Annotated in this window: 22 protein-coding genes; 12 read left to right on the plus strand and 10 right to left on the minus strand. The window is 73.3% G+C overall.

Going from position 1 to position 26,498, the window contains the following annotated elements; translation table 11 throughout:
• Positions 1-15: 15 nt before the first annotated feature.
• From AVW11_RS02795 to AVW11_RS02810, 4 genes are all read left to right on the plus strand, one after another.
• Positions 16-495, plus strand: a complete 480-nt coding sequence (locus AVW11_RS02795) for an Lrp/AsnC family transcriptional regulator (protein WP_030845381.1) — start codon at positions 16-18, stop codon at positions 493-495.
• A 45-nt stretch (positions 496-540) separates the two neighbouring features.
• Entirely contained in the window at positions 541-1,227 is a 687-nt protein-coding gene (locus tag AVW11_RS02800) for an HAD family hydrolase (RefSeq protein WP_060179043.1), read from the plus strand.
• 88 nt (positions 1,228-1,315) lie between these two features.
• Complete coding sequence (locus tag AVW11_RS02805; protein WP_076043102.1) at positions 1,316-2,686, plus strand: cytochrome P450; 1,371 nt, start codon at positions 1,316-1,318, stop codon at positions 2,684-2,686.
• Positions 2,687-2,735: 49 nt separating this feature from the next.
• A complete protein-coding gene (locus AVW11_RS02810; protein WP_420856362.1) occupies positions 2,736-3,857 on the plus strand; it encodes an FAD-dependent oxidoreductase in 1,122 nt (373 codons plus the stop codon).
• 139 nt (positions 3,858-3,996) lie between these two features.
• Here AVW11_RS02810 and mltG read toward each other — a convergent pair whose 3' ends face one another.
• Positions 3,997-4,842, minus strand: a complete 846-nt coding sequence (mltG, locus tag AVW11_RS02815; protein ID WP_076043104.1) for an endolytic transglycosylase MltG — start codon at positions 4,840-4,842, stop codon at positions 3,997-3,999.
• A gap of 63 nt (positions 4,843-4,905) precedes the next feature.
• On the minus strand, positions 4,906-6,768 hold the full coding sequence (locus AVW11_RS02820) for an ABC transporter ATP-binding protein (protein WP_076043105.1): 1,863 nt from the start codon (positions 6,766-6,768) through the stop codon (positions 4,906-4,908).
• Positions 6,769-6,901: 133 nt separating this feature from the next.
• On the opposite strand from AVW11_RS02820, the gene AVW11_RS02825 reads away from it, so the two are divergent.
• From AVW11_RS02825 to AVW11_RS02840, 4 genes are all read left to right on the plus strand, one after another.
• Complete coding sequence (locus tag AVW11_RS02825) at positions 6,902-7,354, plus strand: MarR family winged helix-turn-helix transcriptional regulator (RefSeq protein WP_030845365.1); 453 nt, start codon at positions 6,902-6,904, stop codon at positions 7,352-7,354.
• 40 nt (positions 7,355-7,394) lie between these two features.
• Positions 7,395-10,331 (plus strand): FAD-binding and (Fe-S)-binding domain-containing protein, encoded by a 2,937-nt coding sequence (locus AVW11_RS02830; protein ID WP_076043106.1) that lies wholly within the window; start codon positions 7,395-7,397, stop codon positions 10,329-10,331.
• Between the two features lie 159 nt (positions 10,332-10,490).
• Complete coding sequence (locus AVW11_RS02835; RefSeq protein WP_076043107.1) at positions 10,491-12,419, plus strand: ABC transporter transmembrane domain-containing protein; 1,929 nt, start codon at positions 10,491-10,493, stop codon at positions 12,417-12,419.
• A complete protein-coding gene (locus AVW11_RS02840; RefSeq protein ID WP_076043108.1) occupies positions 12,416-14,197 on the plus strand; it encodes an ABC transporter ATP-binding protein in 1,782 nt (593 codons plus the stop codon). The genes AVW11_RS02835 and AVW11_RS02840 overlap by 4 nt, the downstream gene beginning before the upstream one ends.
• 336 nt (positions 14,198-14,533) lie before the next feature.
• Here AVW11_RS02840 and AVW11_RS02845 read toward each other — a convergent pair whose 3' ends face one another.
• Entirely contained in the window at positions 14,534-15,325 is a 792-nt protein-coding gene (locus AVW11_RS02845) for a metal-dependent hydrolase (protein WP_076043109.1), read from the minus strand.
• 142 nt (positions 15,326-15,467) lie between these two features.
• Here AVW11_RS02845 and AVW11_RS02850 point away from each other — a divergent pair, with 142 nt between their 5' ends.
• The 3 genes from AVW11_RS02850 to AVW11_RS02860 are packed head-to-tail and all read left to right on the plus strand — an operon-like array spanning position 15,468 to position 19,358.
• Positions 15,468-17,990 (plus strand): DEAD/DEAH box helicase, encoded by a 2,523-nt coding sequence (locus AVW11_RS02850; RefSeq protein WP_060179051.1) that lies wholly within the window; start codon positions 15,468-15,470, stop codon positions 17,988-17,990.
• 52 nt (positions 17,991-18,042) lie between these two features.
• Positions 18,043-18,948, plus strand: coding sequence for an acyl-CoA thioesterase (locus AVW11_RS02855; protein ID WP_030845353.1), 906 nt, complete (start codon positions 18,043-18,045; stop codon positions 18,946-18,948).
• 8 nt (positions 18,949-18,956) lie between these two features.
• Entirely contained in the window at positions 18,957-19,358 is a 402-nt protein-coding gene (locus AVW11_RS02860) for a YchJ family protein (protein ID WP_076043110.1), read from the plus strand.
• Here AVW11_RS02860 and AVW11_RS02865 read toward each other — a convergent pair.
• Both AVW11_RS02865 and AVW11_RS02870 read right to left on the minus strand, forming a co-directional pair.
• The gene (locus AVW11_RS02865) at positions 19,322-20,170 is read right to left on the minus strand and encodes a DUF6397 family protein (protein WP_076043111.1); all 849 of its coding nucleotides are present in this window, start codon (positions 20,168-20,170) and stop codon (positions 19,322-19,324) included. The two genes, AVW11_RS02860 and AVW11_RS02865, sit on opposite strands and share 37 nt — an antisense overlap.
• Before the next feature lie 126 nt (positions 20,171-20,296).
• Positions 20,297-20,695 carry a roadblock/LC7 domain-containing protein gene (locus tag AVW11_RS02870; RefSeq protein ID WP_030845350.1) on the minus strand — a complete coding sequence of 133 codons (399 nt, stop codon included), beginning with the start codon at positions 20,693-20,695 and terminating at the stop codon, positions 20,297-20,299.
• 106 nt (positions 20,696-20,801) lie between these two features.
• On the opposite strand from AVW11_RS02870, the gene AVW11_RS02875 reads away from it, so the two are divergent.
• Entirely contained in the window at positions 20,802-21,239 is a 438-nt protein-coding gene (locus AVW11_RS02875; RefSeq protein ID WP_030845349.1) for a PPOX class F420-dependent oxidoreductase, read from the plus strand.
• Positions 21,240-21,260: 21 nt separating this feature from the next.
• Here AVW11_RS02875 and AVW11_RS02880 read toward each other — a convergent pair whose 3' ends face one another.
• From AVW11_RS02880 to AVW11_RS02900, 5 genes are all read right to left on the minus strand, one after another.
• Positions 21,261-21,974, minus strand: coding sequence for a GTP-binding protein (locus tag AVW11_RS02880; RefSeq protein WP_225884602.1), 714 nt, complete (start codon positions 21,972-21,974; stop codon positions 21,261-21,263).
• Positions 21,974-22,357 (minus strand): DUF742 domain-containing protein, encoded by a 384-nt coding sequence (locus AVW11_RS02885; protein WP_030845346.1) that lies wholly within the window; start codon positions 22,355-22,357, stop codon positions 21,974-21,976. Before AVW11_RS02885 ends, AVW11_RS02880 begins: the two co-directional genes overlap by 1 nt.
• A 17-nt stretch (positions 22,358-22,374) precedes the next feature.
• Complete coding sequence (locus AVW11_RS02890) at positions 22,375-22,818, minus strand: roadblock/LC7 domain-containing protein (protein WP_030845343.1); 444 nt, start codon at positions 22,816-22,818, stop codon at positions 22,375-22,377.
• A complete protein-coding gene (locus tag AVW11_RS02895) occupies positions 22,818-25,472 on the minus strand; it encodes a sensor histidine kinase (protein WP_076043112.1) in 2,655 nt (884 codons plus the stop codon). Before AVW11_RS02895 ends, AVW11_RS02890 begins: the two co-directional genes overlap by 1 nt.
• A 160-nt stretch (positions 25,473-25,632) precedes the next feature.
• Positions 25,633-26,412, minus strand: a complete 780-nt coding sequence (locus tag AVW11_RS02900) for an MHYT domain-containing protein (RefSeq protein WP_030845339.1) — start codon at positions 26,410-26,412, stop codon at positions 25,633-25,635.
• Positions 26,413-26,498: the final 86 nt, after the last annotated feature.

Genomic DNA, 26,498 nt, shown 5'->3' on the forward strand with positions numbered 1-26,498 from the left:
TGGTAAAGTCCGGGCATGGCGGTGGACGAGCTCGACACCAGAATCCTGCGCCTGCTGATCGAGCAGCCGCGCACCAGCGTCCGTGAGTACGCCCGGATCCTCGGTGTCGCGCGCGGCACCCTCCAGGCCCGGCTGGACCGCCTGGAACGCACGGGCGTGATCACGGGGACGGGGCCGGTGCTCTCCCCCGCCGCGCTGGGCCATCCGGTGCTGGCCTTCGTGCACATCGAGGTCACCCAGGGCCATCTGGACGACGTGGGCGACGCCCTGGCTGCTGTGCCGGAGATCATCGAGGCCTTCTCCATCACCGGCGGCGGGGACCTGCTGACCCGGGTGGCGGCCCGGGACAACGCGCATCTGGAGGACGTGATCCAGCGGCTGATCCGGCTGCCCGGCGTGGTCCGTACACGGACCGAGGTGGCGCTGCGCGAGCGGGTCCCGTACCGGCTGCTGCCGCTGGTCGAATCGGTGGGGCGCAGCGCCCGCAAAACCTGACAGGATCACTGAAAAAGGATGCGACAGGCAGGACGGGCACAGCGGATGATTTCCGTCATATTCGATCTCGACGGCACCCTCGTGGACAGCGAGCCGAACTACTACGAGTCCGGGCGCCGCACGCTGGAGCGGCACGGCGTCCCGGATTTCACCTGGGAGCAGCACTCCCGCTTCATCGGCATCGGCACGCTGGAGACCCTGGAGATCCTCAAGGACCGCTACGGGATCCCGGCACCCGTCGAGCAGCTGCTCGCCGAGCAGAACGCCGCCTACCTGGAGCTCGCGCGCACCGGGACCGAGGTCTTCCCGCAGATGCGGGGGCTCGTCGAACGGCTGCGCGCCGAGGAGGTTCCGATGGCCGTGGCCTCCGGCTCCTCGCGCGAGGCGATCGACGCCGTGCTGGCGGGCACCGGTCTGGACGCGCTGCTGACCACGGTGGTGTCCGCGGAGGAGGTCGCGCAGGGCAAGCCCGCCCCGGACGTGTTCCTGGAGGCGGCCCGCCGACTGGGTGCCGAGCCGGCCGACTGCGTGGTCGTGGAGGACGCGGCGCCGGGGGCCGCGGCCGCCCGCGCCGCGGGCATGGGGTGCATCGTGGTCCCGTACGCGGCGGAGATCGCGGACGACCCGGCGTTCGCGTCCGCCGGGCTCCTCTTCCGTGGCGGGCAGCCGGAGTTCAGCGCGGACGCCGCGTACGCCTGGCTGCGCACGCGCGCCACGCCAGGAACCGCCTGACGCACCGACGCATCGGCACCCCCTGGGGCCGTGAGGCGGGCCGGTCCGGCCTCTGGTGCCGTGCGGGCGCTGCTGTCACCATGCGTGCGTGACCGCGACCCTGCACCCGGGCACCCGCGGCGGCGGCCCGCGCCGGTGGCCCCTGCTCGGGAATCTGCCCGCCTTCGCCCGCGATCCGCTGGCCTTCTTCGAGTCCCTGCGCGACGACTACGGGGACTGGGTCCCCTGGTCCCTCGGCCCGAAGCGCAACGTACTGGTGTCCCTGCCGGAGCACGCGGGTGAACTGCTCGGCGCCGTCGAGTCGACCTTCAGGCCGACGGAACTGGGCTGGGCGTTCCACCAGTTGCTGGGCGACGGGGTCGTCGTCGCCACCGGGGACGACTGGCGGCGCAAGCGGGCCCTGGTCCAGCCGGCGGTACGGCCGCGCCAGGTGCGCTCGTACGCCGCCACGATGGTGGAGTGCGCGGACGCCCTGGCCCGCCGCTGGCAAGAGGGCGAACGGATCGACGTGCACCGGGAGATGGCCGGCCTGACCCAGCGGATCGCGGTGCGCACGCTGTTCGGCAGCGACGCGGCGGGCCGGGAGGCGCCCATCAGCGCGGCGATGGCCACGGCGCAGCGCGAGCTGGGGGCGGAGTTCCGCGGGCTGACGCTGTTCCTGCCGCCGTGGGTGCGCACGCCCGGGCGGCGCCGCATGCGCGAGGCCGTGGCGGTCCTCGACCGGGAGATCGAACACGTCATAGGCGAGCACGAGAGGGCGTCGGCGGCCGGCGCGGAGCGCGACGACCTGCTGAGCCGGCTGCTGGCGGCGCGCGACGAGCACGGCGGGCCGCTGTCCCGCAAGGAGCTGCGGGACGAGTCGATCACCCTGTACATCGGCGGACACGAGACCACCTCGACCACCCTGACCTGGGCCTGGCAGCTGCTGTCGGGGGCGCAGGGGGCACGGGCCCGGCTGACGGAGGAGCTGGACCGCGTCCTGGGCGGGCGACTGCCGACCTACGACGACTACGCGCTGCTGCCGTGGACCCGGCAGGTGGTCAAGGAGACCCTGCGGATCTATCCGCCGATCTGGCTGATCTCGGCGGTGGCCACCGACGGCGCGACCCTCGGCGGGCGGCCGGTGCCGGCGGGGACGTCGGTGTGGACCAGCCCCTGGTCGGTCCACCGCGACCGGCGGTGGTTCCCGGACCCGGAGGCCTTCCGTCCGCAGCGGTGGGACGAGGACGCCCCGCACCCGGTGCCCGAGCACGCGTGGTTCCCCTTCGGCGGCGGCCCGCGGGCCTGCCTGGGCGCACGGTTCGCGCTGGTGGAGGCCGCGCTCGTGCTGGCCGTACTGGGACAGCGGTTCCACCTGGACAGCGGGAGCGAGCGGGCCGGCGTCTTCCCCGGCCTCACGCTCCAGCCGGACCGGCCGGTCCTGGCCACGCTGCGGCCGGCGGGCGCGGCGGGGGCGTAGCGGCGGGAAGATCCCGCGACCGCCGCGAGTTGGTAGAACCGTGAACCATCTGAGGCGGAACGCGGGCTCGGGAACGGGCGCGGGCACGGACGTGCACGCGGAGGTCGACGTGGACGTGGTGGTCATCGGCGCCGGGCAGGCGGGCCTGTCCAGCGCGTACCACCTGGCGCGGGCGGGCATCGACCACGTGGTCCTGGACCACGCGCCCCGCCCGGGCGGGGCCTGGCAGTACCGCTGGCCCTCGCTCACGTACGGCAAGGTCCACGGCATGCACGCCCTTCCCGGCATGGAACTGACCGGCGCCGATCCGCTGCGGCCCTCCTCGGAGGTGGTCGGGGAGTACTTCGCCGCCTACGAGGACCGGTTCGGCCTGCGCGTACGGCGCCCCGTGGACGTGTCGGCCGTGCGCGAGGGAGACGGCGGACGGCTGCGCGCGCAGACCTCGGCTGGCGCCTGGTCGGCGCGGGCCCTGATCAATGCGACCGGCACCTGGGACCGGCCGTTCTGGCCGCGCTACCCGGGGCAGGAGACGTTCCGCGGCCGCCAACTGCACACGGCGCACTACCCCGGGCCGCAGGAGTTCGCCGGCGCGCGGGTGATCGTGGTGGGCGGCGGCACGTCGGCGGTCCAGCACCTGCTGGAGATCGCCGAGGTGGCGGAGCGGACCACCTGGGTGACCCGGCGGCCCCCGGTCTTCCGCGACGGGGACTTCGGCGAGGCCGAGGGACGGGCAGCGGTCGCCCTGGTGGACGAACGGGTGCGCCGGGGGCTGCCGCCGCAGAGCGTGGTCAGCGTGACGGGGCTCCCGCTGAACGAGGCCGTCCGGGCCGGCCTGGCCTCGGGCGTCCTGAACCGCCTGCCCGTGTTCGACCGGATCACCGCCACGGGCGCCGTGTGGGCCGACGGCAGCCGCGTGGACGCGGACGCCATCGTCTGGGCCACCGGGTTCCGCGCGGCCGTCGACCACCTGGCGCCGCTGCGCCTGCGCGAGCCGGGCGGCGGCATCCGCGTCGAAGGAACCCGGGCCGTCCGGGACGAGCGGATCCACCTGGTCGGCTACGGCCCGTCGGCGTCGACCGTCGGCGCCAACCGCGCGGGCGGCGCGGCGGTCCGCGAGATCCGCCGCCTGCTGACCCGCGAACCGGCGCCCGCGCCCGCGCCCACGCCGTGACCCGTCGCAGCGGTTCGAAACTCGGCGAGACCGGCCCGATCCCGCCGAGCCCCGCCAACTCGTCCCGTTCCGCCGGTTCGAGGAACTCCAGGTCTGATCGTCACTTGCCGGCGCACATCCCATCGGGGACCGGCAGGTGTCACCCGGCGCGCGCACCCGCGTGGGCGGCGCGGTGCCGGTTGAACTCCGCCACGTGCTTCCTGTGCTCGGCGTACGTCGCCGAGAAACGCGTGTCGCCCGGCTTGACGGTGACGAAGTACAGCCAGTCGCCCGGTGTGGGCGCGACGGCCGCCGCCATCGCCTCCAGGCCCGGACTGTCGATCGGGGTGGGCGGCAGGCCCTGGCGTTCGTAGGTGTTGAAGGGGCTGTCGATCCGGGTGTCCCTCAGTGTCGTGTCGACGGTGTCGCGGTTCAGCGCGTAGTGGAGGGTGGAGTCCATCTGGAGCGGCATCGACTTCGCGAGCCGGTTGTGCACCACCCGGGCGACCTTGCCCATATCGGCGCGGCTGTCGGCCTCCGCCTCGATGACGCTGGCCATCGTCGCCGTCTGGTAGGGGGTCATGCCGTGGGCCTTGCCGCCGTCGGCCACCGCCTTGGTGGCGAGCTTCTCGTTGGCGGTGCGCACCATGTGGGCGAGGAGTGCGGCCGGGGTGGTCTTCGAGGTCACCGGGTACGTCGCCGGGAAGAGGTACCCCTCGGGATTGCCCTTGGCCTCCGCGGGCAGGGCCGGTGCGACGGCGGGCACCGCCGACTCGGCGGATCCCGGCGGTAGCTTCAGTTCGCGGTCGACCGCGGCGTACACCTGGGCCGCGCGCCAGCCCTCGGGGATCGTCAGCCGGCGCGGCTCCTCCGGCCCGTGCCCGCCCCGCAGGATCGGGAGCAGGACCACCGCCCCGGTCGCGATCAGTATGCCGAGGAAGAGGGCCAGTCGGCCCCGGCGGGTGAGCCGGGATCGGCGCTGGGGCGGCCGGTACTCATGACTCATGCAGGAACGCTACCCCGCAGAACATCACATGTCCGACATCCGACCCGCACACCGGTCATACAGTCACACGTTCACCGGAGCCAGTTGCGCTTCCTCCGGCGGCTCGGGGGCGAGCGCGGCGTCCCGGTCCCGGCGGACGAGGGCCGCGTACCGGCCGTCCGCCTTGAGGAGTTCCTCGTGGGTGCCGCGCTCGGCTATGCGGCCGCCGTCGAGGACCACGATCTGGTCGGCGTCGCGCACGGTGGACAGGCGGTGCGCGATGGTGATGGTGGTGCGGCCCGCGGACAGGCGGTCGATGGCCTGCTGGACGGCGTGCTCGGTGCGGGTGTCGAGGGCGCTGGTGGCCTCGTCGAGGATGAGCACCGGAGGGTCCCTCAGGATGGTGCGGGCGATGGCGAGGCGCTGCTTCTCGCCGCCCGAGAAACGGTAGCCGCGCTCGCCGACCAGGGTGTCGTAGCCGTCGGGCAGGGATGCGATGTGGTCGTGGATCTGGGCGGCGCGGGCCGCCTCGGCGATCTCCTCGTCCGTGGCGTCCGGCTTGGCGAAGCGCAGGTTGTCCGCGACCGAGGCGTGGAAGAGGTAGGTCTCCTGGGAGACGACGCCGATGGAGCGGGCCAGCGAGTCGAAGTCGAGGTCGCGCACGTCCACCCCGTCGATGGCGACCCGTCCGCCGGTCACGTCGTAGAGCCGCGGCACGAGGTAGCTGAGGGTGCTCTTCCCGGAGCCTGTCGGACCGACGACGGCGAGGGAGCCGCCGGCCGGGACGGTGATGTCGATCCCGGAGAGGGTCGGGCCGTTCTCGGCGTCGTAGGCGAAGTGCACGTCCTCCAGGGCGACCTCGCCCTTGGCCCGGTCCAGCCGCACCGGGTCCGGTCGCTCCGTGATGTCCACCGGCAGGTCGAGGTATTCGAAGATGCGGGCGAACAGCGCCAGCGAGGTCTGTATCTGCACACCGGTCGACAGCAGGCTCACGGCGGGCCGGAAGAGCCCCTGCTGGAGGGTGACGAAGGCGACGAGGGTGCCGACGGAGAGCGAGGGGGCGCCGGTCTGGAGGGCGATGCCGGCGGCCCAGTAGATGAGTGCGGGCATGGCGGCCATGACGATGCCGATGGTGGACATCCGCCAGCGTCCGGCCATGCTGGAGCGCACCTCGAGGTCGACGAGCTTCTCCGACTCCGCGGAGAAGGCGGCGGTGAGCGAATCCGAGCGGCCCATGGTGCGGCCGAGCAGGATGCCGCTGACCGAGAGCGACTCGGTGACCGTCGCGGCCATGGCGGCCATCTGCTTCTGCCGCTTCGTCGTGATCCTCTTGCGCTCGTTGCCGACGCGCCGGCTGATCCACACGAAGACGGGCAGCAGGAGCAGCGAGACCAGGGTGAGCCGCCAGTCGAGCGCGAGCATGGCGACCACGGTGGCGATGACGGCCGTCAGGTTGGAGACGAGCGAGGTCGCCGTGGAGGTGACGGTGGCCTGCATGCCGCCGATGTCGTTGGCGATGCGGGACTGCACCTCGCCGGTGCGGGTCCGGGTGAAGAAGGCGAGCGGCATCCGCTGGAGCTGCTCGTAGACGGCGGTGCGCAGGTCGTGCATGACGCGCTGGCCCACCGTGGTGGATATCAGCGTCTGGAGCACGCCGAAGACGCTCGTGACGACGGCGGTGGCGATCATGCCGAGCGCCAGCAGGCTGAGCAGCCCGGTGCGGCCCTGCGGGATCGCTACGTCGAGGATCTCCTTGAGCAGGAACGGCGAGGCGACGCCGACCAGCGAGGAGGCGCAGACCAGCAGGCCGACGACGGCGAGCCGGCCGCGGTAGGGGCGGAACAGCGCGACGATCCGGCGCAGCTCCCGGGTCTGCTCGGCCGGGGCGGGGCGGGTCGGATCGAGGGGGTCTTTCGATGGGGTCCACTTCGGTTCGTCGTGCGGCATGGGCACCCTCTCGGGGTAGGGGGACGGGGGTCGAAGGCCTTCACGGCGCCGGCTCGGGCAGGGCCGGCACCATAGGAGCATAGGTCATTGTTACCTATACTCACAATGAACGGGGTCCTGATATCGTTCCCGCATGAGCTCCGCCTCCGACACCGATCGCCTCCTCGCCGAACAGCTCCTGCGCCTGACGCGCAGGCTCCACCGGATCCAGAAGCGCCACATGGTGCCGCTCGGGATCACTCCCGCCCAGAGTCGGCTGCTGCGCCTCGTCTCGCATTACGAGGGCGAGCAACCGCCCCGGATGGCGGACCTCGCCGCCCGCCTCGAGGTCGTCCCCCGGGCGGTGACGACCCTCGTCGACGGCCTGGAGGCGGCCGACTGCGTGCGGCGCGCGCCCGACCCGGCGAACCGCCGGGTCATCAGGATCGAGCTCACCGACACCGGGCGCGCCACGCTGCGCCGTCTGCGCAACGCGCGGACCGACGCGGCAGAGGAGATCCTGGCTCCGTTGACCGCCGACCAGCGCGAGGTGCTCGGCGGTCTGCTGAACGCCCTGTCGGACGCCCCGGCGGAGCGCACCTGCTGACCGGGCCGCCCGAGGGCCCTGCCGAGGCGAGGGGTCGCACATGCCGCTGCTGGAACCGAAGCCGGGGGCCCTGCGCCCGCGCGGCACCGGCGGCCCCTCCCCCGACCGGGTGCCCCCGCACCGGGCGGCGGGCACGCCGGAGCCCCTGCGCACCGAGCTGACCGATCTGCTGGGCGCCGAGAAGGTGCTGTGGAAGGTCTCCGACCTGGTCCGCTACGCCTCCGACGCCTCCCCCTACCGCTTCGTGCCGCAGGTCGTGGTGATCGCCGAGGACATCGACGACGTCTCCGCGGTCCTGTCGTACGCCCGCGGCCGGCAGCGGGAGGTCGTCTTCCGCGCCGCCGGAACCTCCCTCAACGGCCAGGCCCAGGGCGAGGACATCCTGGTCGACGTACGCCGCCACTGGGCCGGCATCGAAGTGCTGGAGGAGGGCCGCCGGGCCCGCATCCGGCCCGGCACCACCGTGCTGCGGGCCAATGCCGCGCTGGCCCGGCACGGCCGGATCCTCGGCCCCGACCCGGCCAGCGCCATCGCCTGCACCGTCGGCGGGGTCGTCGCCAACAACGCGTCGGGGATGACGGCGGGCACCACGAGGAACTCCTACCGCACGCTGTCCTCGCTCACCTTCGTACTGCCCGGCGGCACCGTCGTGGACACGGCCGATCCGCCGGCCGACGAGGAACTGGCGCGCGCCGAGCCGGCCCTGTGCCGGGGGCTGATGGCGATCAAGCGGGAGATCGAGGCCGATCCCGCCCTGACCGCCCGGATCCGCGCCAAGTACGAGATCAAGAACACCACCGGCTACCGGCTCGACGCCTACCTGGACGGCACCACCCCCGTCGAGATCCTGCGCGGGCTGATGGTCGGCTCGGAAGGCACCCTCGGCTTCATCTCCGAGGTCGTCTTCGACACCCTGCCGCTGGACCGCGAGCTGTGGACCGCCCTGCTCTTCTTCCCCTCACTGCCCGCCGCGGCCGCGGCCGTTCCCCGCTTCAACGAGGCGGGCGCACTCGCCGTCGAGCTGATGGACGCCAACACCCTGCGGGCCTCGGTCAGCGTCGAGGGGGTGCCCGCCGACTGGGCCGGGCTGCCGGGGACGACCACGGCCCTGCTCGTGGAGTTCCGGGCCGCGGACGCGGCCGGCCGTGAGGAGTGCGCGCGCCGTGCGCAGGCGGCCCTCGAAGGGCTCGACCTGGTCGCCCCGGTGCCCTCGATCACCAACCGCTTCACCGGCGACCCGGGGACCATCAGCGGCTACTGGAAGGCCCGCAAGGCCTTCGTCACCGCCGTCGGCGGCGCCCGGGCCCGCGGCACCACCCTGATCACCGAGGACTTCGCGGTGCCGCCGTCCCGGCTGGCCGAGGCGTGCGCGGCCCTCCTCGAACTGCAGGCGGCACACGGCTTCGACGCGGCGGTCGCCGGCCACGCCGCGCACGGCAACCTGCACTTCCTGCTCGCCTTCGACGCCGCCGACCCCGCGGACGTCGCGCGGTACGGGGCCTTCATGGAGGCCTTCTGCCGGCTCACCGTGGAGCGCTTCGACGGCTCCCTGAAGGCCGAGCACTCGACCGGCCGCAACATGGCCCCCTTCCTGGAACTGGAATGGGGCGCCGAGGCCGCCGCCCTGATGTGGCGCACGAAACGGCTCGTCGACCCGGACGGGGTGCTCGCCCCGCGGATCCTCCTCGACCGCGACCCGAAGGCCCACCTGCGCGGTCTGAAGACGATTCCGCAGGTGGAGACGGTGGCGGATCCGTGCATCGAGTGCGGGTTCTGCGAACCGACCTGCCCGAGCGGGGACCTGACGACCACTCCGCGCCAGCGCATCGTGCTGCGCCGGGAGATGGTCCGCCAGCAGCCGGGCTCGCCCCTGCTGGACGGACTGCTCGGCGCCTACGGCTACGACGCGGTGGACACCTGCGCGGGCGACTCCACCTGCCGGCTCGCCTGCCCGGTCGGGATCGACACCGGGGCTCTGATGCGGGACTTCCGCCACCGCCGCCACGGCGCGCGCGAGGAGGCCGCCGCCGCGCTGGCCGCCCGGCACTTCGCCGCCGTCGAGGCCGCCGCCCGGGCGGCCGTCGCCACCGCCGCCCGGATCCCCGACCGGGTCGCGGACCGGCTGCTGGAGGCGGTCACCGGGGCCGCACGCAAGGGCCTACGACCCGACCTGGTGCCGCGGTGGCTGCCGCAGCTGCCGGGCGCCGCCGCCCGGCAGCTGCCCGTGACACGGCGTTCGGGCGCCGCGGCCGTCTACTACCCGGCCTGCGTCAACCGGATCTTCGCAGGCCCCGGCGGACGGCCCGGCCCGTCGCTGCCGCAGGCCCTGGTGGCCGTGTCGCGGCGGGCCGGCAGGCCGGTCTGGATCCCCCGCGACGTGACCGGCACCTGCTGCGCGACGATCTGGCACTCCAAGGGCTACGAGGCGGGCAACCGGGTGATGGCCAACCGGATCGTCGAGGCGGCCTGGGGCTGGACGGCCGGCGGGCGGCTGCCGCTGGTCGTCGACGCCTCCTCCTGCACGCTGGGCATCGCCCGCGAGGTGGTCCCGTACCTGACGCCGGACAACCGGTCGCTGCACGAGGCGTTGCGGATCGTCGACTCGGTCGTGTGGGCCGCGGAGGAACTGCTGCCGCGCCTGGAGGTCCGGCGCACCGTGGGATCGGCCGTCCTCCACCCCACCTGCTCGATGCGGCACCTGGGCGACGAGACCCACTTGCGGGCGGTCGCCGAGGCCTGCGCCGACGAGGTGGTGGTGCCGGACGACGCGGGCTGCTGCGCCTTCGCGGGCGACCGGGGAATGCTGCACCCGGAGCTGACGGACGCGGCGACGGCCCGGGAGGCCGCGCAGGTGACCGCGCGCTCCTTCGACGCGCACCTGTCGGCGAGCCGGATGTGCGAGGTGGGCATGGACCGGGCCACCGGCCGGAGTTACCACTCGGCCCTCGTCGAACTGGAGCTCGCCACCCGTCCGTGAGCGCCGGTGCGCACCACCCCCGTGACCAGGGACCCTGCCGTGCCCGCGGGCGAAAACCTCTCTCCCGCAGCCGGGCGAGACGGAAAAACCAATTGCCCGGCGGCGGTGCGGAAGACGAACCTTGCACGGTTTGGACCACTCGACCAGTCATGGGGCGTCATGCAGATCAGCGATCTTCCGTATCCGGATCCGGGAGTACCAGACGCTCGATCCGGCCCCCGTTTCCTGCTGTGGCTGGGGCGCGGCCAGCTCGGCGGCCAGCTCAAGAGCCTGGCCTGGGGAATGCTGCACTTCGGCGGTGTCGCCGGGCTGCCGTACGCCGTGGGCCTGGGCGTCGACGCGGTCGTCGACCGCGACGCGGACCGGCTGCTGCTCGTCGGCGCACTGCTCGTCGTGGTCGGCGTCGCCATCTCCGTCGGCGACGCCATGCTCCACCGCACCGCCGTCACCAACTGGATCACCGCCGCCGCCCGGGTGCAGCAGCTCCTCGCCCGCAAGACCGCCGAGCTGGGCTCCGCCCTGACCCGCCGGGTCGCCGCGGGCGAGGTGGTCGCGGTGTCCACCGGCGACGTGGAGAAGATCGGATGGTTCGTCGAGGCGGTCTCCCGCTTCCTCGCCGCAGTCTTCTCCGTGGTCCTGGTCTGTGTGGGCCTGATGTTCTACGCACCCGAGCTGGGCGTGGTCGTGGCCGCCGGCGTGCCGGTGGTCGCCCTCGCCGCGCTGCCGCTGCTGCCGCGGGCCACCCGGCGCGCCGACATCCAGCGGGAGAAGGCGGGCAGGGCGACCGAGCTGGCCTCGGACACCGTCGCGGGCCTGCGCGTGCTGCGCGGCATCGGCGGCGAGGAACTGTTCCTCGGCCGGTACCGCGAGGCTTCGCAGGAGGTCCGCAAGGCCGCCGTGCGCAGTGCCCGGATGTGGGCGCTGATCTCCGCGATCCAGGTGGTGCTGCCGGGCCTGCTGCTGATCACGGTCGTCTGGTACGGCGCCTCGCTGGCCCTGGACGGACGTATCGCGGTGGGTGAACTCGTCGCGGCGTTCAGCGCGGTGGCGACGCTCCTCTACCCGCTGCGGCACTTCGAGGAGATCGCCCAGGCCTACTCCTTCTCGCGTCCCTCCGCCCAGCGGGCGGCCCGGGTGCTGTCGCTGACCCGGACGGACGCGGCGGAGCGCCCCGCGCAGGCCGGGCCGGTGGGGGAACCGTCCGCCGGCGGGGACCTGTACGACCCGCGGACCGGGCTGCTGGCACCCGCCGGCCGGTTCACCGCAGTGGTCTGCGGGGACCCGGACCTGGCGGGCCGGCTGGCGGAACGCCTCGGCGGCCATGCCGTGGAGGAACCCGACGGGGACCGGGACGGCGGCGCGGACCGGGACGGCTCGGACCGGAGCGGCGGCGCGGCCCTGGGCGGCGCAGCGGACCTGGGCGGCGGTCGGGGCGCGACGGACGGTCCGTCGGTACTCCTCGGCGGGGTCGCGCTCGACGACCTCGACCTGGACACCGCCCGCAGGCTGGTCCTCGTACAGGACAAGGACCCCGTCCTGCTGTCGGGGACGCTGCGCGAGCTGTTCGGCGTACCGGCCTCCGGGGCCGTCGACCCGGGCGCCGCTCTGGCCGCCGCCCAGTGCGCGGACGTACTGGACGCGCTGCTGCAGGCGGCGCCGGACGGGGTCGACGACCCGATGGACGCCCGGATCACCGAGCGCGGCCGGTCGCTGTCGGGCGGCCAGCGCCAGCGTCTGGCGCTGGCCCGGTCCCTGGTCACCGACCCGGAGGTGCTCGTGCTCGACGAGCCGACCTCCGCGGTCGACTCGCACACCGAGGCGCGGATCGCGGACGGGATCGCGGCCCTGCGCGCCGGGCGGACCACGGTCGTCCTGGCGTCCTCGCCGCTGCTGCTGGACCGCGCGGACCGGGTCGTGCTCGTCGACGACGGCACGGTCGCGGCCGTCGGGACCCACCGCGAGCTGCTGCACCGCGAGCCGCTCTACCGGGCGGTCGTCACCCGCGAGACGGACGAGGAGCAGCGGCTCGCCGGGCTCGGCCTGACAGAGCTGGAAGAAGCACTCACAGAGATCGAGGAATCCGCATGATCGGCGTGGCACCGCCGGAATACGATCCGGCGGCCCCCGAAACGGCCGCGACCCTGCCCGTGGGCACGCCGGCGACCGTCCGAGGCTATGTGCGCGACCTGTTCCGGCGCCACCGGCGGGCCTTCCTGGTACTGGTGGGCGTCAACGCGGTCGCCGTGATCGCCTCCATGGTCGGCCCGTACCTGCTGGGCCGGGTCGTGGACGACCTCGCGGCGGGAGCGCGCGAGCTGCAACTGGAGCGGATGGCCCTGCTGTTCGCGCTAGCGCTCGCCGTGCAGGCCTGCTTCGTCCGGCTGGTACGGCTGCGCGGGGCGATGCTGGGCGAGGAGATGCTCGCCGACCTGCGCGAGGACTTCCTGGTGCGGTCGGTGGGGCTGCCGCCGGGCGTGCTGGAACGGGCCGGTACCGGAGACCTGCTGTCGCGGATCACCACCGACATCGACCGGCTGGCCAACGCGATGCGCGAGGCCGTGCCCCAGCTGGCCATCGGCGTGGTGTGGGCGGGGCTGCTGTTCGGCGCCCTCGCGGTGACCGCGCCGCCGCTGGCACTGGCCGCGCTGGTCGCGCTGCCGGTCCTGGTGATCGGCTGCCGCTGGTACTTCCGGCGGGCGCCTTCGGCGTACCGGTCGGAGGCGGCGGGCTACGCCGCGGTCGCGGCCGTGCTCACCGAGACGGTGGACGCCGGCCGCACGGTCGAGGCGCACCGGCTGGGGCCCGAGCGGATCGCCCGGTCGGAGCGGCGGATCAAGGAGTGGACGGCGTGGGAGCGGTACACGCTGTTCCTGCGGACCGTCCTCTTCCCCGTCGTCAACGTCACCTTCGTGACGATCCTCGGCTCGGTGCTGCTGATCGGCGGCTACTGCGTCCTGCGGGGCTGGATGTCGGTGGGTCAGCTGACCACGGGGGCGCTGCTGGCGCAGATGCTGGTCGATCCGATCGGCCTGATCCTGCGCTGGTACGACGAGCTGCAGATCGCCCAGGTGTCGCTGGGCCGCCTGGTGGGGGTGCGGGAGATCGAACCGGAGGCGGGGGACGCGAAGGTGGTCCCCGACGGCAGGGACGTGCGGGCCGAGGAGGTCCGCTTCGGCTACAAGGAGGGCGTGGACGTCCTGCACGAGGTGTCGATGTCGGTGCCGCCGGGCACCAGGATGGCGCTCGTCGGCCCCTCGGGCGCGGGCAAATCCACCCTGGGGCGGCTCCTCGCGGGCATCTACGGACCCCGCACCGGCCGGGTCACCCTCGGCGGGGCCCGGCTGTCGCGGATGCCGGCGGAACGGGTGCGCGAGCACGTGGCCCTGGTCAACCAGGAGCACCACGTGTTCGTGGGCTCGCTGCGCGACAACCTCCGGCTCGCGCGGACGGGTGCCGAGGACGCCGAGCTGTGGGCGGCGCTGGGCGCCGTGGACGCGGACGGCTGGGCCCGGGGGCTGGCGGACGGACTGGACACCGAGGTCGGCTCGGGCGGCACGGCGCTCACCCCGGCGCAGGCGCAGCAGGTGGCACTGGCCCGGCTGGTGCTCGCGGATCCGCACACGCTGGTTCTGGACGAGGCCACCTCGCTGCTGGACCCGCGGGCCGCGCGGCACCTGGAACGCTCGCTGGCCCGGGTGCTGGACGGCCGCACGGTCATCGCCATCGCCCACCGGCTCCACACGGCCCACGACGCGGATGTCATCGCCGTGGTGGAGGGCGGCCGGATCAGCGAACTCGGCTCGCACGACGAGCTGGTCGCGGCGGACGGGGCGTACGCGGCGCTGTGGCGGTCCTGGCACGGCTGAGCCGCGCCGGAGGCCCCGTCAGCGGTCCGGGGAAGTCGTACGGCCTCGATCACCGGATCGTGGAGCAGTGCTGCGACCAGGTGCTCGGGGCCGCCGGCCCCCCGGCCCCGCCGGCCCACGGACCGTGGCCGGTACACCGGATCCGTCAGCGGGCGCGGGCCTCGGACACCTCTGGCTGGTGCTGTGGCCGGAAAGGTTTGCCGGGGCGCGGCGTCCGGTGCGGTGCATCGCAAGGCGGAGGGCCGCGGCTCGTACTGGACGTACTTGCGCGGTCCGACAACGCGGCGAGGTGCCGTGCCGGGCGTCGCGACCCGGTGAACCTTGTCGGTCACAGCACTAGACGAGGCCGAGGGCAGAGGCGCCTCCGAAGCCGCCCAGCAGGATGAAGACCGGCATGAGGACCTTCAGCTCCACCCAGCTGCCGGCACGGAAGCGCAGGGCCTTCGGCGGGCCGATCGGGTACCAGCGCTTCCCGGCGATCGGCAGGGGCCACAGGACCGGGCAGCCGGAGACGGTCAGCGCGTCGCCGATGTCGTGGACCAGGGCGCCGAGCACGATGGGCAGGCCGAGCCAGAGGTACTCCTGCCCGGGGTCGGTGAACAGCCAGTTCGCCCCGTTTCCGGGCTGGTCGAGGACGCCGGCCATGATCCACGCGCTGGTCGCGCCGAGCAGCCAGACCAGGACGTCGCTGGACATCCGGGCGGCCCGCCACAGGAGGCCCTCGACCGCGAGCACCAGGTGCACGAAGAGCAGCGCGAGCACGCCCCAGCGGTCGGCGGTCACGGCGAGCGCGGAGGCTCCGCCGCCGATCAGCACGGCCCAGAGCCAGGTGTGCGTCAGGGTTCGGTGGCCGCCGGAGCGGCGGGCGTCCTTCGTGGAGCGGGTGGCCTTGTAGACGGCGTAGGAGAGCTTGTCGACGACCTCGCACAGGCCCTTGGACAGCGGGCCGAAGGCGCGGGAGATCGTCGCCGACTTGTGGTCGAGGTCCGGGGCGAGGGCGGCGCCGGCGCAGATCAGCGCGCCGACGACGAGGACCGGCCAGGGCATGGGGTGGCCGGCGGCGGCTGTGGCCGCGCCCACCCCCAGCCAGGCCGCCGCCCCGGACAGTGAGTGCGCCGGACCCATCATGGTCGTTCCCCGCCCCGCTGGTGTGTGTCGGGCCCTGTTGACCGGTTCGTTCGGGCCGCATCGACGGCACAGCGTACAGTCGGTGATCTTCGTTCCGTCCTCCGGTTCCCTGATCCGGGGGGAAGCCAGGCAAGATGGGGGCGTGACCCTCATTGATCAGCTCCCGCCGACCGCCGACCCCGACGCCCTCTTCGAGGCTTTCTCCTCGTGGGCCGAGGAGCAGGGCATCACCCTGTACCCGGCTCAGGAGGAGGCGCTGATCGAGGTCGTCTCCGGGGCGAACGTGATCCTGTCCACCCCGACGGGCTCCGGCAAGAGCCTGGTCGCGGCGGGTGCGCACTTCACCGCGCTGGCCCAGGACAAGGTGACCTTCTACACCGCCCCGATCAAGGCGCTGGTGTCGGAGAAGTTCTTCGATCTGTGCAAGCTCTTCGGCACCGAGAACGTCGGCATGCTGACCGGCGACGCGTCGGTGAACGCGGACGCGCCGGTGATCTGCTGCACCGCCGAGGTGCTGGCCTCCATCGCCCTGCGTGACGGCAGGCACGCCGACATCGGCCAGGTCGTGATGGACGAGTTCCACTTCTATGCGGAGCCGGACCGCGGCTGGGCCTGGCAGATCCCGCTGCTGGAGCTTCCGCAGGCGCAGTTCGTCCTGATGTCGGCCACCCTCGGCGACGTGAAGCGGTTCGAGGACGACCTGACCCGGCGGACCGGCCGGCCCACGTCGGTGGTCCGCTCCGCGACCCGCCCCGTCCCGCTGTCGTACGAGTACGTCACCACGCCGATCACCGACACGATCACGGAGCTGCTGGAGACCCGGCAGGCGCCCGTATACATCGTGCACTTCACGCAGGCCCAGGCGGTCGAGCGGGCGCAGTCGCTCATGAGCATCAACATGTGCACGCGCGAGGAGAAGGACAAGATCCAGGAGCTGATCGGCAACTTCCGCTTCACCACCAAGTTCGGCCAGAACCTGTCGCGGTACGTACGGCACGGCATCGGCGTGCACCACGCCGGCATGCTGCCCAAGTACCGGCGCCTGGTGGAGAAGCTCGCGCAGGCCGGTCTGCTGAAGGTGATCTGCGGTACGGACACGCTCGGGGTCGGCGTCAACGTCCCGATCCGCACCGTGCTGTTCACCGCGCTCACCAAGTACGACGGCAACCGGGTCCGCACGCTGCGCGCCCGCGAGTTCCACCAGATCGCCGGACGGGCCGGACGGGCCGGCTTCGACACGGCGGGCTTCGTGGTGGCGCAGGCGCCCGAGCACGTCATCGAGAACGAGAAGGCGCTCGCGAAGGCGGGCGACGACCCGAAGAAGCGCCGCAAGGTCGTCCGCAAGAAGGCACCCGAAGGCTTCGTCGCCTGGTCGGACACCACCTTCGAGAAGCTCATCGCCGCCGACCCGGAGCCGCTGACCTCGCGCTTCAAGGTCACCAACATCATGCTGCTGTCGGTGATCGCCCGGCCCGGCGACGCCTTCCAGGCGATGCGCCACCTCCTGGAGGACAACCACGAGCCGCGCAAGGCCCAGCTGAGGCACATCCGGCGGGCCATCGCGATCTACCGCTCGCTGCTGGACGGCGGCGTGGTGGAGAAGCTCGACACCCCGGACGCGGAGGGCCGTACCATCCGGCTCACCGTCGACCTCCAGCAGGACTTCGCGCTCAACCAGCCGCTGTCCACCTTCGCGCTGGCCTCCTTCGACCTGCTGGACCCGGAGTCCCCCTCCTACGCGCTGGACATGGTGTCCGTGGTGGAGTCCACCCTGGACGACCCGCGCCAGATCCTGGCCGCCCAGCAGAACAAGGAGCGCGGCATCGCGGTCGGCCAGATGAAGGCCGACGGGATCGAGTACGAGGAGCGGATGGAGCGGCTCCAGGACGTCACCTATCCCAAGCCGCTGGAAGAGCTCCTCTCCCACGCCTACGACGTGTACGCCAAGAGCCACCCGTGGGTGCGCGACCACCCTGTCTCCCCGAAGTCGATCATCCGCGACATGTACGAACGCGCGATGACCTTCACCGAGTTCACCTCCTTCTACGAACTGGCCCGCACCGAGGGCATCGTGCTGCGCTACCTGGCCAGCGCGTTCAAGGCGCTGGACCACACCATCCCCGACGACCTCAAGTCCGAGGACCTCGAGGACCTGATCGCCTGGCTGGGCGAGCTGGTCCGCCAGGTCGACTCCAGCCTGCTCGACGAGTGGGAGCAGCTGGCGAACCCGGAGGTGGAGACGGCGGAGCAGGCTCAGGAGAAGGCCGACCAGGTCAAGCCGGTCACCGCGAACGCGCGCGCGTTCCGCGTCCTGGTCCGCAACGCCATGTTCCGCCGCGTGGAGCTGGCCGCCCTCGACAACGTCGACGCGCTGGGCGAGCTGGACTCCGAGTCGGGCTGGGACGCCGACGCCTGGGGCGAGGCCATGGACGCGTACTGGGACGAGTACGACGACCTGGGCACCGGCCCCGACGCCCGTGGCCCGAAGCTCCTGCAGATCGAGGAGGACCCCGGGCACGGCCTGTGGCGCGTCCGCCAGACCTTCGCCGACCCGAACGGCGACCATGGCTGGGGCATCAGCGCCGAGGTCGACCTGGCCGCGTCCGACGAGGAGGGCCGGGCGGTCGTCCGGGTCACCTCGGTCGGTGAGCTCGGCACCCTGTGACCTGATCCGGCACGCCGCCGGACCGCCCGGACGCGACACTGGAGATCCTCTGATGACGAACCCCGCCGAGAGACTGGTCGATCTGCTCGATCTGGAGCAGATCGAGGTCAACATCTTCCGCGGCGCCAGCCCGCAGGAGTCCCTCCAGCGCGTCTTCGGCGGCCAGGTCGCCGGCCAGGCGCTGGTGGCCGCGGGCCGCACCGTCGACAGCGACCGCCCCGTCCACTCGCTGCACGCGTACTTCCTGCGCCCCGGCATCCCCGGGGTGCCGATCGTGTACCAGGTGGAGCGGGTGCGCGACGGGCGGTCTTTCACCACGCGCCGGGTCACCGCGGTCCAGCAGGGCAAGACGATCTTCAATCTCACCGCCTCCTTCCACCATCCGGAGGACGGCAGCATCGAGCACCAGCTGCCTCCCCACCACTGCCCCCATCCCGACACGCTCCCGAAGGTCGCGGACGAGATCCGCGAGCACCTCGGGGCGCTGCCGGAGGCGCTGGAGCGGATGGCCCGCCGCCAGCCCTTCGACATCCGCTATGTGAACCGGCTCCGCTGGACTCCCGAGGAGCTCAAGGGCGCCGATCCGCGCAGTGCGGTGTGGATGCGGGCGGTCGGCCCGCTGGGCGACGACCCGCTCGTGCACACCTGCGCCCTCACCTACGCCAGTGACATGACCCTCCTCGATGCCGTGCGCATCCCCGTGGAGCCCCTGTGGGGCATGCGCGGTTTCGACATGGCCTCGCTCGACCACGCCATGTGGTTCCACCGGCCGTTCCGGGCGGACGAGTGGTTCCTGTACGACCAGGAGTCGCCCATCGCGCACGGCGGCCGCGGCCTGGCCCGGGGCCGTATCTACGACCTGGAGGGCAGGCTGCTGGTCTCCGTGGTCCAGGAGGGCCTCTTCCGCCCGTATCCCGCGAAGCCGGACCGGCCGTCCGATTCCGCACCGAAGGACTGAGCAGACTCATGCCCACCCCCGCCCTGCCATGCCCCTGCGGGCTGCCCGCCACCTATCCGGAATGCTGCGGCCGCTTCCACTCCGGTGCACGGCAGGCACCGACCGCGGAGCTGTTGATGCGCTCCCGCTTCAGTGCCTTCGCCGTCGGCGACACGGCCTATCTGCTGCGCTCCTGGCACCCCTCGACGCGCCCCGCCGGCCTCGACCTGGATCCCGGTCAGCGCTGGGAGCGGCTGGAGATCCTCGCCACGCAACGCGGCGGGATGTTCGAGACGGAGGGCTCGGTGGAGTTCCGCGCGCACTACCGCGAGGGCCGGCACACCGGCTCGCTGCACGAGCACAGCGCATTCGCCCGCGAGGCCGGGGCCTGGGTCTACGTCGGCCCCCTCTCCCCCGTCGACTTCGACTGACGCCGGGCGCCCGTCAGGGCGAATTCCAGGCTGGTGCGGTACCAGTGGACCTCGTCCGGCGGGCCGGCCCGCAGCAGCCCCTCCGCCACCGCCGCGGCGGCGGGGACCTGCGGGTGCCCGTACGGCGGGGGTGGGGCGAGCGCGGCCAGGATGAGGCGTTCCGCCGGATCGGGCACGGCCTCGCGCAGCTCGCCCTCGGGAAGCACGCAGGCCAGTACGGCCGCGCGCGCCCAGGGATCGGCGGTCCGTCTCAGCAGGAGCCCCACGTGCCGTCCGCGCCAGGTGCGCGGGCGCATGTCCCCCCTGGCCGCCAGCAGTTCCCGGTCCTCGGCGGGCGCCGTCCCGCGCAGCATCAGCGGCTCCCGGCCGGCGAACTCCCTCAGCTCCGCGGTCAGATAGAGCCATACGACGGCGCGGTAGCGGTTGATCCGGTACCCGACGGGTGTGAGGTGTCCGCAGCGTGCGAGCCGGGTGAACCGGCTGGGGCCGACCCCCAGCACCTCGGCCGCCGCCTGGGCACCGGCGACCGTCTCGACCTGTCGGCGCAGTCCGTCGGGCCGGTCGGCGGTCGCGGCCCGCACCCGCGCAAGCTCCGCTCGCGCGAAGCGCGCGGCCCCGCCGGCCGTCGGCGGCCCGGCCCGTACGATCCCCAACTGGACGGCCCGGGCCAACTCGCCCCGGGTCAGATCCAGTTCCCCGGCGGCCTGCGCACTGCCCACCAGCGCCCGCCCGGCCCCGTCGGCACGGACGGCGGCCTCCTGCCCCGCGCGCGCGGCCCCGTCCTGCGGCGGCGCGGTCATCATCTGCGTCATCACGATCCTCCCCCACGAGCAATGATTACTCTGTGTGAAGACCGTAACTCGCTGCAATGCCACCCCGCGAGGCCTGTGGAAAACCCCCGCGCCCGCCCCGCGCCACCCGGCCCCGGGGCCTCCGGCTCAGCCGCCGGTGATGCGGCGCTCCGCCACTCCCAGATGCTCGCCCACCCGGTTGACCAGCAGCGTCATCTCGTACGCGACCTGGCCGATGTCCGCCTCGGAAGCGCTCAGCACGCACAGGGAGCTGCCCGCACCCGCCGCCATGACGAAGAGCGCCCCGTCGTCGTACTCGACCATCGTCTGGCGGACCTCGCCGGCCCTGAAGTGCCGCCCCGACCCCTTCGCCAGGCTCTGCAGTCCGGCCGCGACGGCCGCCAGGTGTTCCGCGTCCTCCCTCGGCAGCCCCGCGCTCGCCCCCGTCACGAGGCCGTCGTTGGAGAGGACCACGGCGTGACGCACCTGCGGGACCCTGCGTGTCAGGTCGTCCAGCAGCCAGTCCAGTTGCTTGTCCAGTGCCATTCCCAGCCCCTCCCCGTTGACGCGGCCCGTTCGGCCGCGCCCCACCCCGCGTACTCGTGCCGCAAGCCTTCCCCACCAGCGCCTTTCCGGCAAGGAGGATGTGCCCATGGCGAAGAAGATGACTCAAGAGGAATGGCGGGCATTCGTCTCCCGTTCCACCCGCACCGGCAAGCTCTCCACCGTCCGCGAGGACGGAAGTCCGCACGTCGCCCCCGTCTGGTTCGTACTCGACGGCGATTGCTTCGTCTTCAACACCGGGAAGGACACCGTCAAGGGACGCAATCTGGCCAGGGACGGCCGCGTCGCCCTCTGCGTCGACGACGACCGGCCGCCCTTCTCCTACGTCGTCCTCCAGGGCCGCGCGGAGATCAGCGAATACGCCGACGCCGCGGAGGAGATGCTCGCCTTCGCGACCCGCATCGCCGCCCGCTACATGGGCGAGGCGCAGGCCGAGGCGTTCGGCCGCCGCAACGCGGTCCCCGGCGAGCTGCTGGTCCGCGTCCCGATCGACAAGGTGATCGCCGTCGCCGACGTGTCCGACTGACCCTCCCCCGCGCCCGGCCGCTCACCCGGAGCCGGCCTGCGGGCCCACCGAGTCCAACAGCCGGGCGGTGTGCACCCGCCCGGCGTACTCGACCAGCCTGATCAGCACTTCCTTGCCCGAGTCCCGGTCCCGTGCGTCGCACAGCACCACCGGCGTCCCCTGCTCCAGATCGAGCGCGCGCGAGACGTCGTGCGCCCCGTACCGCCGGGCCTCCGTGAAGCAGTTGACGGCGACCACGAACGGGATGCGCCGGTGCTCGAAGTAGTCGACCGCCGGGAAGCAGTCCTCCAGCCGCCGCGTGTCGGCGAGCACCACCGCCCCGAGCGCCCCCGTGGACAGCTCGTCCCACAGGAACCAGAACCGGTCCTGGCCCGGTGTGCCGAACAGGTACAGGGACAGCCCGGACCTGATGGTGATCCGCCCGAAGTCCATGGCCACGGTCGTGGTCGTCTTGTGGTCGACGCCGTCCGTGTCGTCGACCAGTTCGCCGGCCTCGCTCAGCTGCTCCTCGGTGCGCAGCGGCCGGATCTCGCTCACCGCGCCGACCAGCGTGGTCTTGCCCACCCCGAAACCTCCCGCCACGAGGATCTTCAGTGCGAGCGCGGCCAGTTCGCCGTCCTCCTCCACCGTGCCCGGCTCCGCGTCCGGAGCACCGGCGTCGGCCTCGGTGTCGGCGTCGCCGGCCCGTCCGGCGGAACCGGCGCTGCCGAAGGTTCGGTTGTCGTGCTGTCCCATCAAAGCGCTCTCAATCCCTCGATGACTTCACGCAGAATCCGCTCGTCCGGCAACTGGGCGGGCGGTACCGGGCGGCTGACCTTGACGTGTCCGCCCTCCAGCAGGTCCCCGAGGAGCACCCGCACGACTCCCACGGGCAGGTCGGCGTCGGCGGCGAGTTCCGCCACCGACTGGGTCTCGGACCGGCAGAGCCCCAGCAGTGCCCGGTGTTCGGGGCCGAGCAGCGACTCGGCCTCCTCGTCCGCGCCGCCCTGCGGATCCACCGCGACCAGGGCGATCAGGTCGAAGCGGACCCCGTGCGGTCCCGGCTTGGTACGCCCCCCGGTCATGGCGTACGGGCGGACGAGCGGGCCCGCTTCGGCGTCGTACCACTGGCCGTTCATGTGCCGGACCGCCGCCCTCAGCCGGCGGCCGGCGGCCGCGCCGCGAACCGGGGCGGCGTGTAGAGGTGTTCGCCGACCCGCTTCACCAGTCGGGCCATCTCGTAGGCGATCAGTCCGATGTCGGCGCCGGCGGCGCTGAGCACCGCCAGGCAGGAGCCGTCGCCGGCCGCCGCGACGAAGAGGAACCCCGCGTCCATCTCGACCATCGTCTGGCGCACGCCCCCGGCGTGGAAGTGCCGGCCCGCGCCCTTGGCCAGGCTGTGGAAGCCGGAGGCCACCGCCGCCAGGTGCTCGGCGTCCTCCCGGCTGAGCGCGCTGGAGGCTCCGACCGCCAGGCCGTCGCTGGAGAGGACCACGGCGTGCCGGACCTCCACGACCCGGTGCACCAGGTCGTCCAGGAGCCAGTCGAGCTCTCCCGACCGGCGGATGCCGTCGTGCCCGACCTTCTGGTGTTCGATCATCACACTTCTCCTTCACTGCCTGCGTGGGGGGTGTTCTCCTCGGCGCCGCGGACCCAGCCCGCCCGGTAGGCGGCCATCCGGTCCCGGGCCTCCTCCGGGCTGCGCCCCGGCGGGTCCTCGGGCAGCCGGACACCGGCCGGATCCTTGGGCGCGGGGGCCTCCCGGAGCTGCGGGACGAGGCTGGCCTGGCGCACGCGGCGCGGCAGTTCCGTCACCGAACCCGATGCGGGTATGGGTGCGTGTGCGGGTGCGGAGGGGTCCGTACGGGTGCCCGCGGCACCGGCGGTGCGCGGCCGCAGGGGTGCCACCGGAGCCGGACTGGGCTCCTCGGCCGCCGCGGGGGCCGCGTCCCGGCCCTCCGGGAGGCCGCGCGCGCCGTCCCGTACGGCGGCCGGGCCGCGCGCGTCGTCCCGTACGACCGTGACGGTGGGGGGCTGCTGCGCGGCCGGGGCCGCTTCGCGTGGCGGTCGGGTCGACGGGGCCGCGGAGGGGGTCCGGTCCGGGCCGGGGGCCGCCGGCTGCTCCTCCAGACGTCCGCGAGCGGGGCGGGCCTCGGCGGTGCCGCCGGCCGGGTCCTCGACGGTGGTGCCGCCCTGGAGCATGGAGTTGGGCAGGAGGACCACGGCGGTGGTGCCGCCGTAGGGCGATGTGCGCAGGTGCACCTTCACGCCGTGGCGGGCCGAGAGGCGGCTGACCACGAACAGGCCGAGCCGGTCGCTGTCGAAGAGGTCGAGGTCCTCGGACTGCTCGATGCGCCGGTTGGCGTCGGCGAGGGATTCGCGGCCCATGCCCAGTCCGCGGTCCTCGACCTCGAGGACGTAGCCGGTGCCGACCGGTTCGCCGCTGACCCGGACCTTGGTGTGCGGAGGGGAGAACTGGGCGGCGTTCTCGATGAGTTCGGCGAGGAGGTGTGTGAGGTCGGCGACGGCTCCGCCGACCACCGCGGCCTCGGCGAGCCCGCGCACCTCGATACGGGGGTAGTCCTCGATCTCGGAGACGGCGGCCCGGACGACGTTGGTGAGGGGCACCGGCATCCGCCAGGCCCGGCCGGGGGCCGCGCCCGAGAGGATGATCAGGCTCTCCGCGTGCCGGCGCATCCGGGTGGTCAGGTGGTCGAGGCGGAAGAGGTCGCCGAGTTCGTTGGGGTCGTCGGCGCGCCGTTCCATGGAGTCGAGCAGGGTGAGCTGCTTGTGCACGAGGACCTGGCTGCGGCGGGCGAGGTTGACGAAGACGCCGGACACCCCGCTGGCGAGCTCGGCACGCTCGACGGCTGCGCTGAGCGCCGCGCGGTGGACGGTGCCCAGGGCCTCGCCGACCTGGGTGATCTCGTCGTCGGCGGGCGGGCCTGCCGGTGTCTCGGCGGCCACGTCGATCTCCTCTCCGGCGCGCAGCCGCTCCATCGCGTGCGGGAGTTTGCGGTGGGCGATCTCCAGGGCGGTGTTGCGCAGCGAGACCAGTTCGACGACGAGGACGCGGCCGATCCGGACGGAGATGACGAGGGTGGCGGCGACGGCCGCCAGGCCCAGCAGCACGGCGGCGCCCGCGGGGCTGAACGCCCCCTCGGCGACGGGGTCGACGCGGTCCGCGGCCGCGGTGTGCGCGGCCTCCTCGATCTCGCGCATGGAGGTGCTGATGCCGCTGTGGGCGGCCTCCCATCCGGCGGGCGCCCCGCGGGCGTCCCGGGAGGTGCCGGCGGCCAGTGCCCGGTCCTCGGCGCCGGTGAGGTCGGCGTAGGCGGCGCTCTTGGCGACGGACTGCCATGCGTCCTGCTGGGCGGCGGGCAGGTCGCGCGCCGCGGCCTCGGTGAGGGCGCGGCGGGACTCGACGGCGCCGGTCAGCTGCCGAATGGTTTCGGCGCTGCGCTGGCCCGGCAGGGCGAGGAGGGCGTCCTCGCGCGACAGGAGTTCCGCGGCGCGGGCGAATTCGAGCAGGACCCGCGCGTCGGGGCCGAGGTCGGCATCCTCGCCCCCGGTGAGGGAGCCGCCGACGGCGAAGGCGGCGTCGACCACCCGGGTGTAGATCGCGATGGCGGCCTCGGGGGTGGCGCGGCGGTCGGTGATGTCCTTGCGGGCCGAGCCCAGCGCCTCGGCGGCGACGACGAAGGCGTCCAGCCGGACCACGGTCTCGGAGCGGTAGTCGCCGGAGTCGGCGACGGTGTGGCGGTCGCCGAGCCGCAGGCTGCGGACGGCGCTGTCGGTGCGGCGGGCCTGCTGGTCGAGTGCGCCCGCGTCGGCGGCGGGGTCGGCCAGCAGGCGGACGGCTGCCCGCCGTTCGGCCTGGAGCTCGGTGACGGCGGCGGCGACGGGGGCGCGTATCTCGGAGTCGACCTGCTGGACCCGCCCCAGCCGGGCTATGTCCTGGGCGGTGTTGACGGTGGCGAAGGCCCAGAGCGCGAGGAGCGAGACGACCGGCACCATCAGCAGGGAGACGATCTTCGCGCGGACGGTGGCGGGGCGCAGCCGCAGCCGGGGGCCGCGCTCACGCGGGGCGGCGGGGCGGGTCGGGCAGGTGTCGTCCGCCCCGTGCGGTTGCTGCCGCGCGCGGTCTTCGGCCGGTTCCTCGGCCGGTGGCCCGGCGTGGGCCCGGCGGCCGCGTGCCGGGGGCGCGGGCAGCCGCGGCGCCGCTGCTTCCGGTCTTCTGCGGGGTGTTCGCATGGGCTCCTCGTTCCGGGCGGTGCCTACGGGTGCGGTCGATCGGTGGGGCGGACCATCGGGAGGGGGGAGCGTCCGATGGGGGCGGATGGCGGATGGCGGGTGGGCCGTGCGGTGGGACGGGCGCGGGCACGCCCGCGCGGGCGGAGCGGGGCCGGGCGGGTCAGTGCGCGGCCGCCGTGTGCTCCCCCAGGTGCCGGGCGGAGGCGGAGGCGGCGCGCTCGTCGGCGGTCGGGGAGAGCGCGACGAAGGCGGCGGTGATGAACAGGTAGGAGCCCAGCCCGACGGCGAGCGGGAAGATGAACTGCATCGCGGTGGCTCCGGGCAGGGCCGCGTCCGAGGGGCTGACGCTGACGGCGACGGCCGTCATCCCGGTGTAGTGCATGCTGCTGACGGCTGCGCCCATGACCAGGGAGGCCGCGGCCACGGCCACGGGCGACTTGATGTTGAGCGCGGCCCAGAGGGCGGCGGTGGCCGCGACCACGGCGATGACGACGGAGAGGCCGACGACGAGCGGGTCGTAGGAGACCTCGCCGTGCAGGCGCAGGGCCGCCATGCCCAGGTAGTGCATGCTGGCGACGCCGAGTCCGGTGGTGAGGCCGCCCAGTACGAGGGAACGGCCGCGCGCCTTGCCGTAGCCGACGGCGAAGACGCCGGCGCCGACGACCAGCATGGCGACGAGCAGGCTCAGGATGGTGAGCGGCACGTTGTAGTGGATCTCCGTACCGGTGACCTCGAAGCCGAGCATGGCGACGAAGTGCATCGTCCAGATGCCGGTTCCGATGGCGGAGGCCGCGGTGAGAAGCCAGTTGCGGCGGACGGCTCCGGTCGCGGCGAGCGCGCGCACGGTGCAGCGCAGCCCGAGGGCGGCGCCGATCGATGCCATCACGTATGACAGCACGGGGGTCAGCCAGCCGTAGGCGGCGTGGTCCAGATGTCCCAGGTGTCCCATGGCCAACGGACGCTAGTCCGGGTGAGGGCGCGAACAGGGGGCGCATTTCGAAAGCAGCTGGAAGTGCTGGAATATGA

Source organism: Streptomyces amritsarensis (genome assembly GCF_001953875.1).
In the GTDB taxonomy this organism is placed as follows: domain Bacteria; phylum Actinomycetota; class Actinomycetes; order Streptomycetales; family Streptomycetaceae; genus Streptomyces; species Streptomyces amritsarensis.

Bases quoted from the DNA above. Each gene is read 5' to 3' on its own strand.
- AVW11_RS02820 (WP_076043105.1), bottom strand. From the start codon at position 6,768: ATGCCGCACGACGAACCGAAGTGGACCCCATCGAAAGACCCCCTCGAT.
- AVW11_RS02825 (WP_030845365.1), top strand. From the start codon at position 6,902: ATGAGCTCCGCCTCCGACACCGATCGCCTCCTCGCCGAACAGCTCCTG.
- AVW11_RS02840 (WP_076043108.1), top strand. From the start codon at position 12,416: ATGATCGGCGTGGCACCGCCGGAATACGATCCGGCGGCCCCCGAAACG.
- AVW11_RS02890 (WP_030845343.1), bottom strand. From the start codon at position 22,818: ATGATCGAACACCAGAAGGTCGGGCACGACGGCATCCGCCGGTCGGGA.
- AVW11_RS02880 (WP_225884602.1), bottom strand. From the start codon at position 21,974: ATGGGACAGCACGACAACCGAACCTTCGGCAGCGCCGGTTCCGCCGGA.
- AVW11_RS02795 (WP_030845381.1), top strand. From the start codon at position 16: ATGGCGGTGGACGAGCTCGACACCAGAATCCTGCGCCTGCTGATCGAG.
- AVW11_RS02870 (WP_030845350.1), bottom strand. From the start codon at position 20,695: ATGGCACTGGACAAGCAACTGGACTGGCTGCTGGACGACCTGACACGC.
- AVW11_RS02885 (WP_030845346.1), bottom strand. From the start codon at position 22,357: ATGAACGGCCAGTGGTACGACGCCGAAGCGGGCCCGCTCGTCCGCCCG.
- AVW11_RS02800 (WP_060179043.1), top strand. From the start codon at position 541: ATGATTTCCGTCATATTCGATCTCGACGGCACCCTCGTGGACAGCGAG.
- AVW11_RS02845 (WP_076043109.1), bottom strand. From the start codon at position 15,325: ATGATGGGTCCGGCGCACTCACTGTCCGGGGCGGCGGCCTGGCTGGGG.
- AVW11_RS02865 (WP_076043111.1), bottom strand. From the start codon at position 20,170: ATGACGCAGATGATGACCGCGCCGCCGCAGGACGGGGCCGCGCGCGCG.
- AVW11_RS02830 (WP_076043106.1), top strand. From the start codon at position 7,395: ATGCCGCTGCTGGAACCGAAGCCGGGGGCCCTGCGCCCGCGCGGCACC.
- AVW11_RS02895 (WP_076043112.1), bottom strand. From the start codon at position 25,472: ATGCGAACACCCCGCAGAAGACCGGAAGCAGCGGCGCCGCGGCTGCCC.
- AVW11_RS02855 (WP_030845353.1), top strand. From the start codon at position 18,043: ATGACGAACCCCGCCGAGAGACTGGTCGATCTGCTCGATCTGGAGCAG.
- AVW11_RS02835 (WP_076043107.1), top strand. From the start codon at position 10,491: ATGCAGATCAGCGATCTTCCGTATCCGGATCCGGGAGTACCAGACGCT.
- AVW11_RS02875 (WP_030845349.1), top strand. From the start codon at position 20,802: ATGGCGAAGAAGATGACTCAAGAGGAATGGCGGGCATTCGTCTCCCGT.
- AVW11_RS02860 (WP_076043110.1), top strand. From the start codon at position 18,957: ATGCCCACCCCCGCCCTGCCATGCCCCTGCGGGCTGCCCGCCACCTAT.
- mltG (WP_076043104.1), bottom strand. From the start codon at position 4,842: ATGAGTCATGAGTACCGGCCGCCCCAGCGCCGATCCCGGCTCACCCGC.